The organism is Nostoc sp., assembly GCF_036919575.1.
Classification (GTDB): Bacteria; Cyanobacteriota; Cyanobacteriia; order Cyanobacteriales; family Nostocaceae; genus Nostoc.
On record NZ_JBALBY010000102.1, the window covers coordinates 55291 to 67955 of the forward strand.

Consider the following 12665-nt stretch of genomic DNA (forward strand, 5'->3'; position numbering starts at 1 on the left):
ACATTAAACAGTGTTAACCTCCGTATCTATCTGTGGTTTTCTTATAAAATAGTATTTAAATAATCCAGTTTGAACAATTATTCCGACAGATTAAGCGCCCAAAAGCTTATCTAATAACTCTTTGACAATCCAAAATCCAAAATCCAAAATCCAAAATGTTATTATGCTGACTTCAACTGATTTTAGTGGCTTATTAAATGAGCGATTCTTCCGCAACTTTTTACCAGTTCCAGCTAGCAATAAACTCAGGTTGGGAGTGGGAACACCAGACTTTCAACTGCCAGATATTACCAACGGAACTTTAGTAAAATTGTGTGATTATAAAGGCAAGCAACCAGTGTTACTCGCCTTGACTCGGATCTTTACCGAAAAGCAATATTGTCCATTTTGTTTTCCTCACATCAAAGCTTTGAATGAAAACTACGAACAATTTAAAAATCGTGGTATAGAAGTTTTAATGATTACTAGTACCGATGAACGGCAGAGTCAAATAGTTGTGAAGGATTTAGGTTTAAAAATGCCGTTGCTGAGTGATCCCAGTTGTCGAGTGTTTCGTAAATATCAAGTAGGACAAGCACTGGGAGCGCCTTTACCAGCACAGTTCGTATTAGATAAAGAAGGAAAACTTCGCTACTGGCATTTATTTTCTTTTTTGGATCACAATGCTAGCGTTGAGACATTGTTAGAACAATTCAATATAGAGACTATACGAGATTGAAGTAAACTATCAGTACGCGACTCCCCTTTACGCTATATGACCGCAATCACTGGCAAACGTCTAACGCTTGAGGAATATTTGAAGTATGACGATCGCACTGATAACCAATATGAACTGGTGGCAGGTGAGTTAGTTGTAATGCCACCCGAAAGCCCAAAAAATGTCCAGATATCTCTCTTTTTGCTAGTAAATTTCCTCAAGTTTGTCCCGGTTAATCGGTTGAGTAATAAAGCTGAAATTGTTGTTGCTGGTTCTCGTGCGACAACTCGCATTCCTGACTTAGTTGTGCTGACGGATGAACTAGCAACAGTCTTAGAACGTGCAACACGATCTACAATCACCTTGGATATGCCACCTCCAGCATTAGTTGTCGAAGTTGTTTCTCCTGGCAAAGCTAACGAAGACCGGGACTATCGCTACAAACGCTCCGAGTATGCTGCAAGGGGAATTGCCGAATATTGGATTGTTGACCCCCAAAGGAACAGAGTTACCGTACTGACTTTAGTTGATGGGTTTTATGAAGAAACTGTGTTTACAGGAAATACAGCGATCGCTTCTACCATCTTAAGAGAATTACAGCTAACCGCAGAGCAAGTACTGAACGCCGGAGAAAGCAATGCGGGTGATGCCATTTCTTAGTTTAAATTTAAAAGGCAGACAGATGAAGCCAAGAATGATAAATCAGCATTTAAAAACCACTGTAAGTGTAAAGTGAAAATGTCTACCCTACTCATAAATTTGTAAGGTTTTCTCATGTTGACACTTTATCATTCGCCAATTTCTCCCAATTCGCGCCGCGTCTGGATTACTCTGCTGGAAAAAGGACTTGAGTTTGAATTAGTAGAGATAAAACTGAATGGGGAGCAGTTGAAACCAGATTTTTTAGCAATTAGCCCCTTTCATCACATTCCCGCGTTAGTAGATGACGGCTTTAATATAGTAGAATCTTTAGCAATTCTGGACTATTTAGAGGCAAAATACCCGACACCTGCGATGTTGCCTAAAGATGCCAAGGATTTAGCGATCGCCCGGATGGTACAACTGGTAACTGTGAATGAACTTTTGCCAGCAACCACTACCTTTCTACCTCAGTTTCTTGGCTTGCCTGGAGGAGATCCAGAGAAAATCGAGAAGGCACAGCAAAAAATTGCCATAGTATTGAAGTTTTTTGAAAATTTACTTGACGATCGCCCTTACTTTGCTAGTCACAACCTGACTCTCGCCGAGGTTGTGGCTGGAACTGTGGTAAATGTGTTGCCAAGTGTAGGCGTATCCTTGAGTGACTATCCCAAATTAAATGCTTGGTGCGATCGCTTGATTGTACGTCCATCGTGGCAAGCTACCGAGGCTACACCGGAGGCAATCGAAGTGTTTAAGTCCATCGTGGTGGCGAGAATGGCACGGTAAATTCATACTTAACGCGATGTGCGACTTATTCTTGGAACCCCGCTTCCATTCCTCTGTCCGAAGGGTCGAGAGGCTTTGATTTTTGCTCCCCAACGCTACAAGGGTTGGGGTTGGGGGTTAGGTTTGAGATCAAGTCGCACATGGCGTTACTTAATTTAGAGACGCGAAGTTTCACGTCTCTACAATCCAAAATATTTACAGCCTGACTTGCTGCAAATGACTACGGGGATTATAAGTACGTATAGCCCTGATTTTTTCATAATATTCCCGCTCTTGTTGGCTGAGGTCTTTTGGTGGAACGATCGCCACCTTCACCAACTGATCGCCGCGTCCACCTTTGCCTACAGGCCAACCTTTGCCACGTAAACGCAGGGATTGACCAGAACGCACCCCCGCAGGCAGCTTAACATTAACTGGACCATCGGGAGTGGGTACATCAATAGACGCTCCCAAAGCAGCTTCATCTGGTGTGATTGCCACTTCGCAAACAAGATTATCGCCTTCCATTTGGAAGAACGAGTGCGGCTGAAGTTCGACTTTTAAGTATAAATCCCCTCGTTGTTGAGTCATCGGGTTAATTTGACCTTTACCCCGCACGCGTAGGCGAGTACCAGTTCTAGCCCCAGATGGGATGCGGACATCTATTGTTTCGTTACCTAAACTGAAGCGCTTTTGCACACCATTAAATGCTTCAGCAAAAGTTAGAGCGATCGCAGCTTCACTATCTTGGGTAGTAGCCGCACCTGCATCTTGAAACCCAAAATCGTTAAAGCCGTTAAAACCACTTGGCGCACCTGTAGAACTGCTGTAAGAGTAACTTTGTGAGTAATTTTGTCGCCCACCACCAGGGGTAGCACCACCAAAGCGTCCTAGCAACTCATTGATGAACTCATCAAAATTACCGTATTGGCTGAAGTCAAAGTTACCCATGTCGGGACCAACGCCACCGGATGGGAAACCTTCACCAGCTTGTTTCCAATATTGACCAAATTGGTCGTACTTTTTGCGTTTATCTGCATCTGAGACAACTTCGTAAGCTTCGCTAACTTCTTTGAAGCGTGCTTCTGCCTGTTTGTTGTTTGGATTAACATCAGGGTGATATTTGCGGGCTAGTTTCCGAAAGGCTTGTTTAATTTCCTCTGGAGTGGCAGTCTTACTAACTCCCAAAATAGCGTAATAGTCTTTGAAGTCGGTTGCAGCCATCTACCAGCCTCCTATAGAAATTCCCGTTATGTTTTTTTAAGATCAGAGATTTGTAGTTTGCCAGGTATAGTGCCAAGCAAAAAGAATCTGATTTTAAATTAACAAACAATATAGAAAATCAAGTGTGGTTCTTGCTCACCGAGCGATCGCAATTTCCGTACTCCGATTTTTCTGATCGGCGGATCAGGCTGTCTAGACCTTCTTCCAGGCTTGGGGGGGCATCTCGGAGTTGACGGTGCATCCGCAAAATAATTTCTTCAGGAACCTGGCGCGATCGCCTTTTATTGCGTGCCAAACACAACCAAACTGGCGTATCCACCCAAATTCCCGTAATGTGGGTAAAGCCCAAGTCACGGGCTAAAGCAATGACTTCACGACGATGGCGGCGTTGGGCATTGGTGGCATCGAAAATTGCTGTATTACCTGTAGAAATAGCTTGCTGAAATTGCCGCTCAATTTCGCACCAAATCAGCACCCACGGACCCTGAACGGCTTGGGAACCGAATAATTGTCCCCGGATGACATCCGTAGAAATCAGTGACATCTGGGGACATTCTGCCAGTAATTGTTTTGCCAAAGTTGACTTACCGCTACCTGGAAGACCAATTAACAAGATGAGTTTAGTCATTTGTCCTTTGTCCTTTGTCCTTTGTCCTTTGTCCTTTGTCCTTTGTCCTTTGTCACTTGTAACTATTAACCAATGACTAATGACTATAGGACTTACGCACAAGAGATCCCCCAACCCCCGATAAATTGGGGGCTTTTAAGGTTCCCCCCAATTTATCGGGGGGTTAGGGGGGATCTAGGTTTCAGGTTTTGAGTGCGTAAGTCCTGGACTAATGACCAATGACTAATGACCAATGACTAATGACTAATGACTAATGACTAAATGATCGTTCCATCAGGAATTACAGCATTTTTCAGTACGACAACGATGCCACTGCGGATGTAGAAACCTTGACTTTCACGGTCAGCTTCTTGCACATTATCTTTATTGATAATTTTGACATCGTGACCGATACTGGCGTTTTTATCGATGATCGCACGGCGAATGAGCGAGTCAGTACCAATACCTACGGGAATGTCACCTTTTTCTACGTTAGATTGCCGTTCTACAGAAGCTTGATAAAAATCTGCACCCATCAGCAAAGACTCTTCGATGACGCAGCCAGATTCAATCCGCGATCGCACTCCTAAAACTGAATGTTGAATGCGGCAATTCTTCAAAATACAACCTTCGCCGATAATTGATTCGGTGATGTGGCAATCTAAAAGTTTAGTTGGAGGTAAGTAACGAGCGCGGGTATAAATTGGCGCTTCTTCATCGTAGAAACTAAAGGGTGGCTGGGGTTGCTGAGTCAGCGCTAAGTTGGCATGATAAAATGCCTCAATTGTTCCAATATCTTCCCAATAGTCATCAAATAGATAAGCTTGAACGTTGTAATCCTTAGAAGCATCAGGAATAATTTCTTTACCAAAATCCGTCCGTTCTAAAGATTCTTTCAACAACTTGATCAAAACATCTCTTTTAAAGACATAAATCCCCATTGAGGCGATGTAAGGCTGTAATTGGGCTTGTTCTTTTGTCAATCCCAGGATACTGGTATCGACGCGCATTTTAGTTAAAGCTTCGCCTTTAGGTTTTTCGCTAAAGTCAACAACCCTACCAGAATCGTCAATTTTCATTAAACCAAAATCTGAGGCGCGGCGCTCGTCTATGGGGATGACTGAGAGAGTGATATCAGCACCCGTTTCTCTATGACGCTGGATAAACAGACGGTAATCCATGCGGTAGAGGTGATCCCCTGAGAGAATCAGATATTCGTCTACATTCCATTCTTCTAACAGCCATAGATACTGACGCACAGCATCGGCTGTACCTTGGAACCAGTTGGGGTTTTCTAACGTTTGCTGTGCGGCTAGCACTTCCACAAAGCCTTCGCTGAACCCACTAAAATTGTAGGTGCGGGCGATGTGACGATTCAGGGAAGCTGAGTTGTATTGTGTCAGGACGTAGATTTTGAATATTTCGGAATTTATGCAGTTACTAACAGGGATATCGATCAAGCGGTACTTCCCTGCTACTGGTACTGCTGGTTTAGCACGGAGTTTGGTTAGGGGATAAAGACGCGTACCCGCGCCACCACCAAGAATGATTGATAATACTTTTTTCACAAAATTTCTCCCGACTGCCTTTCAACTCTCACTCCCAGTTTAGGACTGTATGTGGCAGCTGGTAAGGGTGATTATATGATTCTTAGGGATGAATTTTCTAGAATGCTGGTGGTGATGAATGATGGTGGTAGCAAATAAACAATTAGAACATTTGTATTAATTGACGGGAAAAGTTGGGGAGCGATCGCGCAGCCAACCCCAATCGTACTGAATTCTGACTCCTGAATTCTTGTTGATCAAACACTGAAGCCACCTAAACTTTTGCTCTGATTAACCAAACGTAATTGGTGCGATCGCTTCAAATACTTCACCCAAGATTGCTCTGACAACTGGGAAATCGCATTTGCTGACAGTGTTGCCGTGAAAATATCTTTGCCACTGGTAACATCACTGACGCCTAAACTTGCTAAAACAGCAGTTGCAGCAGAGTCTAAAATTGGTTCAGTATGGATGAAAACTGCTAAACTCGGTTCCTCTGGGTCTTGAGTATCATTGAGCGCTGTCGCCAGGGCAGCATCTAGCTTTTGATAATTCATGAGCAGTAACTTGGTAAAAAGGGTAGGCAATTTTCGCTCATCCTACAACTTATCAAATTTATAGGTTTTTATTGCCTACCCTTGTACAGAATTAGAGAATCATGAAATAATCATATAGGAATCATATTTGATTTCTGAAAAAATCTCGGTAGTCTTGTAGTAGCCTGTCATGGCTAAAATGATTGCAAACAAATTGCTTTGTTGGGTGGAGGCTTTGCGTAACCCAACATCCTGATAAGTACTCAGGCAAAATTATTTACACATTTATTTAACCTAAAATGACGGTTTTACAAGCATTTCAGACGATGTTAGTATGAAATTAATTTTGCACAGATACTTATATGTTGGGTTGCGCTCCGCTCCACCCAACCTACGTCTAATGCACTATTAAAGCCATGAGGGTTCACTACCTGCATTTCAGAAATCAAATACTAGTCCTATACAATCTAATATTGAGAGTCGAGAAGGGAAATCTGATATTAACTCAAGAGACACGATATTGAGTATTTAAATATACCGTGTCTCTAAATCCTAATTAGAGATTTAAGGCGTTAATCACTCCATAACCCCATTTGTGATCAAATGTGCCTGCGGGTTTTCCGGGAATAGCACTATTTTTACGTAGCAAATCTTTCACAGCAGCCGGATCGAGTTGAGGATCGCGCTGCAACAGGAGTGCCACTAACCCACTGACTAATGGTGTCGCCATACTTGTACCAGCCTGAACCACAAACTTGGAATTAATCATCGATGAGCGGTCAAAATTTGCATCGGCGGAAAGCGTAGAAACAATCATTGCTCCTGGTGCTGCTACATCCGGCTTCTGTCCATCATTCCGTAGAGGCCCTTCACTACTAAATTCCGAAATAGTATTCAATTCTAAGCCCATTTCTCGCACTTGGTCATCAATATCTGTGTACGTGGCTTTAGTAGTATAGGCGGCAACTGTAATTGCACTGCTGGCGGCTCCTGGCGAACCGATTTTTATCGCATCTTTCACACTTTTACCTGTGAAAAACACTGAGGAACTGTCATCTAGTGTCCACACATTTAAACATGTGTCAGTTGCAGAAGCATTGCGTACTTTTAACTGCCAAACACCTCCCATTACTGGCGAGGGGTCAATACCACGTATTTGCAGAAAGAAATTATGGTCGCTGTTGGCTTTATCTGGCCCTGGTGTCGCTAATTGCACCCGTGCATCTGGTAACTGGTAATCTTGTGCAGCATTACCCTGAGTAATTATTTTTTGGAAGGGGGTGACAAAACCGTTAGGACTTTGCAGCGACACTTCCAATTCGCTGTCTTTGGAATACCAACCGTTTAACCAAACTATGCCTACTTGATTCAAAGGAACATTAAAGCGCATACCACGACTGCGTCCACTGGGTATCGTCGCTTCTCCATGAATGTTATAGTTTCCTTCGTTACCCGCAGCACAGCAAACAATTCTTCCCGGTCCCGTTTCGGCGTTAATGACTTTCGATAAGGAGTCGCTACCATCATGAGCATCAGCGTGTCCACCCAAGCTGAGATTTACCACTGCTGGGCGTCCCAACTCTCTAGCAACTCGGAAAATATAACGAACGCCATCAGCAATGTGGGCATCCTGTAAATCTGACCTGACGACAACTAATTCCGCTTCTGGTGCGACACCGCCATAGTTAGCATCGGCACCGGCGGCAATTCCAGCAACGTGAGTACCATGACCGCCAGTATCCTGAGAAATTGTCAGTTGCGCTCCCGTAAATTCCGCCCCATAGCCGCCCTCTGTCACTCCTGGGCCTGGCAGTGTTTGATCCCAAATGTGTAAAATTCGTCCAGCAAAGGCGGGGTGTTTCGGATCAATGCCACTGTCTATAATGCCAATGATTACTCCTTTACCAGTCAATCCGGTTTGGTTCTTGAACTCCGGCAGTTTGACTTTTTCCAGTGCAGTGTCCATCCTCAAATGAAGTTTGCGTGATGGCTTAATCCTCTGAATCACATCTTCTTCAGATAACACATCTAAACTATCCAAGGGTAAAAAAGCCGTCCGCACACTCCCAGAGTTTTGATTAACTTCAATATTATGTTGTGATAAATAACTCAAGTCTGCATCAGGGTCGCAGTAGATAAAAACGACGCTCTTAGTAGGCTTAACTGGACTTTTGTGGGCAATAATCCCAAGGGATTTTTTGTGATGAACTAAAGCTTTATCTCCTTCATTTTGATAGTCTTGAAATGCCAAAAGTAGTCCGGGGGAAAGTTTTTCGTGTCTCATTTTTACCTCAAATTAAATTTATTTTATATCAGCAAAATAGTGATTTTAGCAGGATCTGACTTTTAACGTTATGTGGAAAAGCTAACGATTGACCTAACCCCCTAGCCCCCTTCCCTACAAGGGAAGAGGGGGAAAATTCAAAGTCTCTCTCCTGAAAGTAGAGAGAAATAGAAGTGAGGTTTTCCAGATACCGTGAAAAGTCAGTAGCAGGATAAGTCACTTTAGCGTTAACGCAGACTATGTAGTTTTTTACCTTTGATTATTTGATGTGACTATAATCTATTTTTTCAGAGATAACATCAAATAAGCTTAAAAGGCGGGAAGTTATTCTTAAGACAATTGCTAACTCCTAATCGCCTTGTTCTGATCCATGCTAGCCAATATCGATTTTGTAACAATTTGAAACCTTTCAGTACAACTAATTGTGCGAAGAGTTGGGCTGGGAAATTAAACGTGCTGGTTCGCTAACTTGAACGCGAGATGATTTAGAGCAAAGAGCAGAGCCAGATAGTAGCTACTACATCCAAAATGAAGCGTTAGTTCGAGATCAAGAAAATATTGACATAGCGATCGCCCCACCCTCAGACTTGGTGTTAGAGGTGGAACATTCCAGGTCTGCAATAGACAAACTGAGGCTTTATGCTGCGATCGGAGTCCCCGAATTCTGGTGTAACGTTAAGTTGACACCCATGATCAATGTTCCCGACGATAGATGTGGTTTAAATATATGATTTCTGCTGGCAGGACGAGATATTTACTTTATTCTCAGCAACAACTCTTCAACATTAGTAATTAATCCCAACAAATACTAACGATCTCCCACCTCCCCACTCCTCTGTTCCCCTGGCAATCGCGGTATTTACTAGGTATTTTTTCCTAGTTTTGGGGTGGTTTTTAGGGAAACAACTACCCTAATATTACAAAACATCCTGAAATCTATATAAATTAATGGTTTCATCTATCCACATTAGGCTACAACACCTTAGAATGATTCATTGAAAAGTCGAGCCGATGGGATGTACAGCGATTTTGAGTGAAAATACTCCCAAAGGATGATTTTTGTATTTCCGCGAACCGAGATTTCAGTACAGATGTGTCAAGGCGCATCCGTAAAGAATCTCAAGTAAACCTTCAGGAGTTTGATATGAACAAGGGTGAATTAGTTGATGCCGTAGCTGAAAAAGCTGGTGTTACCAAGAAACAAGCGGATCAAGTTTTAACTGCCGCTTTGGAAACCATTATTGAAGCGGTTTCCTCTGGTGATAAGGTAACGTTGGTAGGATTTGGCTCATTTGAATCACGGGAACGTAAAGCCCGCGAGGGTCGCAACCCGAAAACAAATGAAAAGATGGAAATTCCAGCCACGAGGGTTCCGGCGTTCTCGGCAGGAAAACTGTTTAGAGAAAAGGTAGCACCCCCAAAAGCATAGGTTCTGTCTTCGGGAACCCTTTTTTAATGCGGCAACCTGCACACGGGGGAAATTTAGCCTGGGCAGCAGCACTGGCTGGCTGTTCCCCTGATGCTATTCTGGATTTTTCTGCTAGCATCAGCCCGTTGGGGCCTCCAAATAGCGCGATCGCTGCTATTAAGTCCCAACTTGGTAATCTTAAGCACTATCCAGACCCAAATTATAGTGAACTGAGACTAGCTCTCAGTCACTTCCATCAACTGCCGCCTGAGTGGATTCTGCCGGGTAACGGCTCCGCAGAATTACTCACTTTAATCGGTAAGGAATTAGCTCAATTAGCCGCGACAATTTTAATAACTCCAGCCTTTGGCGACTACTACCGAACCTTGGTAGCGTACAAGGCTAAAGTGCTGGAGTGTCCTTTGTCATTAGTCACTGGTCATTGGTCATTCGCAAAGGACAAAGGACTATTGCTGAATAATCCCCACAACCCAACCGGAAAGCTATTTTCGCGGGAGTCTATTTTGCCCTACTTGGAGCAATTTGCTTTAGTTGTGGTGGATGAAGCATTTATGGATTTTGTGCCGCCCAATGAGGAACAAAGCCTGATTCCGGTGGTGCAGGAATATCCGAATTTAGTAGTATTGCGATCGCTGACCAAATTTTACAGTCTCCCAGGACTGCGATTAGGATATGCGATCGCACACCCCGACTGCCTAGCTAAATGGCAGCTATGGCGTGATCCTTGGCCCGTAAACACGCTAGCGGCGGCGGCGGCAATTGCGGCACTCCAAGATACGGAGTTTCAGCAGCAAACCTGGGCATGGCTACCACCTGCACGAAACCAACTCTTTCAGGGTTTGGTTAAAATCCCCGGATTACAACCCCAAGCAAGTGCCGCTAACTTTTTACTAGTTGAGTCCCAAGAGTCTACTTCCCAGTTACAGCAACAATTACTCAAGCATCACCAGATTTTAATCCGCGATTGCCTTAGCTTTAAAGAACTAGGCGATCGCTTTTTCCGGGTTGCTGTACGTGGAGAGTCCGATAACCAACGCTTACTAACAGCGCTGAGTGGGGAGTAGGGAGTGGGGAGTAGGGGAGATGAGGGAGCAGGGAGCAGAGGAGCAGGGGAGCAGGGGAGAGAACAGGGACAAGGAAAATAAATATGCCAAATGCCTTATGCCTCATGCCCCATGCCCCATGCCCAATGCCCAATGCCCAATGCCCAATGCCCCATGCCCAATGACAAATGACAAATGACAAATGACAAATGACTATTGATTATGATGTTGTAATTATTGGCGGCAGTCTTGCTGGATACTACGCTGCCCTTGCTGCAACCCAACTACGTGCTACAGTTGCCCTGGTGGAACCGAAAGTAGACTATGGGTTTACTTATCACCATGCTCTTACCGAAATTGGTAAACTGGCGCAAAAGTTAAATGATGCCGCTACTTTTGGTATTCATGCCACACACTCTCATACCTCAGAAGAATGCCACATATCTATGGCATGGCAAGAAGCGATGCTGTATGCTGAATGCGTCGCCTCAAATCTCAAAGAACAGCATTCTCCAGCCATCCTAGCCGCACGGGGAGTCGATGTCATCGTTGGCAGTGGTGAATTTCAATCTTCACCCCAACTGACTTTTGCCGTTAATAATCGTCTACTACGCGCCCGTGCCTATTTGCTGGCCAGTGGTTCGCGTCCAGAAATTCCAGAGATTGACGGATTGCAAGCCACCGGCTATCTAACCCTATCTAATATTTGGCAATCCTTAAAGGGAGCGACATTACCCAAAAATTGGGTGATTATCGGCGGAATTCCCCAAAGCATTGAAATCGCTCAAACTTTAGCGCGGTTTGGTTGCAGTGTGACGCTGGTAGTCAAGCATCCCTATATTCTCCCATATCTAGACCCTGAGATAGCCATGCTGCTTCAGGGGCAGTTGGAAGTTGAAGGTGTGCGCGTCCTCACCAAAAAATCAGTAACTCAGGTGAGGCTAATTGAGGATAAAAAGTGGGTTCAAGCAGGAGATAAGGCAATTGAAACTGATGAAATTTTAGTGGCGACTGGACATCAGCCGAATATTGAATCATTAAATTTGGCAACAGTAGGTGTGAAATGGCATCGGCGTAGCTTAGTGGTGAATGATAAACTGCAAACCACTAACCACCGCATTTACGCTTGTGGTGATGTAATTGGTGGTTACGACTTTGCCAATATCGCTAATTATGAAGCAAAAATTGCGCTGAACAATGCACTCTTTTTCCCCAGGTTACGAGTAGATTATCGCTCCATTCCTTGGGCGATGTTTTCTGTACCGATGCTGGCGCAAGTGGGTTTAACAGAGACGCAGGCAAAACGCCAATTTAGTCGAGATGAAATCTTAGTTTTGCGACAATATTTTAAAACTGTGGCAGCAGCCCAACTTCGGGACGAAACCACTGGTATGTGTAAATTAATTGTGCTACGCAACGGCGAAATTTTGGGAGCTTCGATATTAGGGGCAGAAAGTGGAGAGTTGATTAATTTGATTGGTTTAATAATGTCACAAAAAATTAAAGTCAAAGATTTAGCAAATCTATCTCCCGTCTATCCTAGTTTCTCAGAAATTCTGGAACAAACTACAAGAGAGTGGAGTAAGCAGAGGTTAAATAGCAATATTGCTTTGCAAGAGTTTTTAGAAGGCTTCTTTCATTTCCGCCGCAACTGGAATTTGTGAATGGGGAGTTAAACAAGTCGGAAGTCGGAAGTACAGTTTTGTAACGGGGATTTAGAACAAGACTTACATACTTTCTGCCGTCGTTAGGCAGGGGAATTACAGCAGAAATCATGTATTTGAACCACATCTGTCGTAGGGGCACAGCAGTGCTCATTGGTGTCAACTTAAGCAAAAAGTCAGCATAAGATGTAATCTAAGAACATTGCAATTGATGTTCTTAGTGATAC

Annotated in this window: 11 protein-coding genes and 1 pseudogene; 7 read left to right on the forward strand and 5 right to left on the reverse strand. The window is 43.7% G+C overall.

The window, feature by feature from the left end; all coding sequences use genetic code 11:
* The first annotated feature begins 163 nt into the window (after positions 1–163).
* The 3 genes from V7K27_RS25670 (at position 164) to V7K27_RS25680 (ending at position 2125) form a co-directional block, all read left to right on the forward strand.
* Positions 164–718, forward strand: coding sequence for a peroxiredoxin family protein (locus tag V7K27_RS25670; protein WP_334951067.1), 555 nt, complete (start codon positions 164–166; stop codon positions 716–718).
* Positions 719–754: 36 nt separating this feature from the next.
* Complete coding sequence (locus V7K27_RS25675; RefSeq protein ID WP_334951069.1) at positions 755–1357, forward strand: Uma2 family endonuclease; 603 nt, start codon at positions 755–757, stop codon at positions 1355–1357.
* Between the two features lie 114 nt (positions 1358–1471).
* Entirely contained in the window at positions 1472–2125 is a 654-nt protein-coding gene (locus V7K27_RS25680) for a glutathione S-transferase family protein (protein WP_334951070.1), read from the forward strand.
* A gap of 195 nt (positions 2126–2320) precedes the next feature.
* Here the strand turns inward: V7K27_RS25680 and V7K27_RS25685 are convergent, their stop codons facing one another.
* From V7K27_RS25685 to V7K27_RS25705, 5 genes are all read right to left on the reverse strand, one after another.
* Positions 2321–3328, reverse strand: coding sequence for a DnaJ C-terminal domain-containing protein (locus tag V7K27_RS25685; RefSeq protein ID WP_334951072.1), 1008 nt, complete (start codon positions 3326–3328; stop codon positions 2321–2323).
* Positions 3329–3446: 118 nt separating this feature from the next.
* Positions 3447–3956: an AAA family ATPase gene (locus tag V7K27_RS25690; protein ID WP_334951074.1), complete on the reverse strand. Its 510-nt coding sequence runs from the start codon at positions 3954–3956 to the stop codon at positions 3447–3449.
* Positions 3957–4213: 257 nt separating this feature from the next.
* A complete protein-coding gene (locus V7K27_RS25695; RefSeq protein WP_334951075.1) occupies positions 4214–5503 on the reverse strand; it encodes a glucose-1-phosphate adenylyltransferase in 1290 nt (429 codons plus the stop codon).
* Positions 5504–5739: 236 nt separating this feature from the next.
* Positions 5740–6039 carry a hypothetical protein gene (locus V7K27_RS25700; protein ID WP_334951077.1) on the reverse strand — a complete coding sequence of 100 codons (300 nt, stop codon included), beginning with the start codon at positions 6037–6039 and terminating at the stop codon, positions 5740–5742.
* 535 nt (positions 6040–6574) lie between these two features.
* Positions 6575–8302 carry a S8 family serine peptidase gene (locus V7K27_RS25705; protein ID WP_334951078.1) on the reverse strand — a complete coding sequence of 576 codons (1728 nt, stop codon included), beginning with the start codon at positions 8300–8302 and terminating at the stop codon, positions 6575–6577.
* A 422-nt stretch (positions 8303–8724) separates the two neighbouring features.
* On the opposite strand from V7K27_RS25705, the pseudogene V7K27_RS25710 reads away from it, so the two are divergent.
* The 4 genes and pseudogenes from V7K27_RS25710 to V7K27_RS25725 all read left to right on the forward strand — a co-directional run.
* Positions 8725–8970 (forward strand): annotated as a pseudogene (locus V7K27_RS25710) (Uma2 family endonuclease); the annotation flags it as partial.
* 476 nt (positions 8971–9446) lie between these two features.
* Positions 9447–9731 carry an HU family DNA-binding protein gene (locus V7K27_RS25715; protein ID WP_292753636.1) on the forward strand — a complete coding sequence of 95 codons (285 nt, stop codon included), beginning with the start codon at positions 9447–9449 and terminating at the stop codon, positions 9729–9731.
* A 26-nt stretch (positions 9732–9757) separates the two neighbouring features.
* Positions 9758–10795 (forward strand): threonine-phosphate decarboxylase CobD, encoded by a 1038-nt coding sequence (cobD, locus tag V7K27_RS25720; RefSeq protein WP_334951080.1) that lies wholly within the window; start codon positions 9758–9760, stop codon positions 10793–10795.
* A gap of 188 nt (positions 10796–10983) precedes the next feature.
* On the forward strand, positions 10984–12438 hold the full coding sequence (locus V7K27_RS25725; RefSeq protein ID WP_334951082.1) for a dihydrolipoyl dehydrogenase family protein: 1455 nt from the start codon (positions 10984–10986) through the stop codon (positions 12436–12438).
* Positions 12439–12665 lie beyond the last annotated feature (227 nt).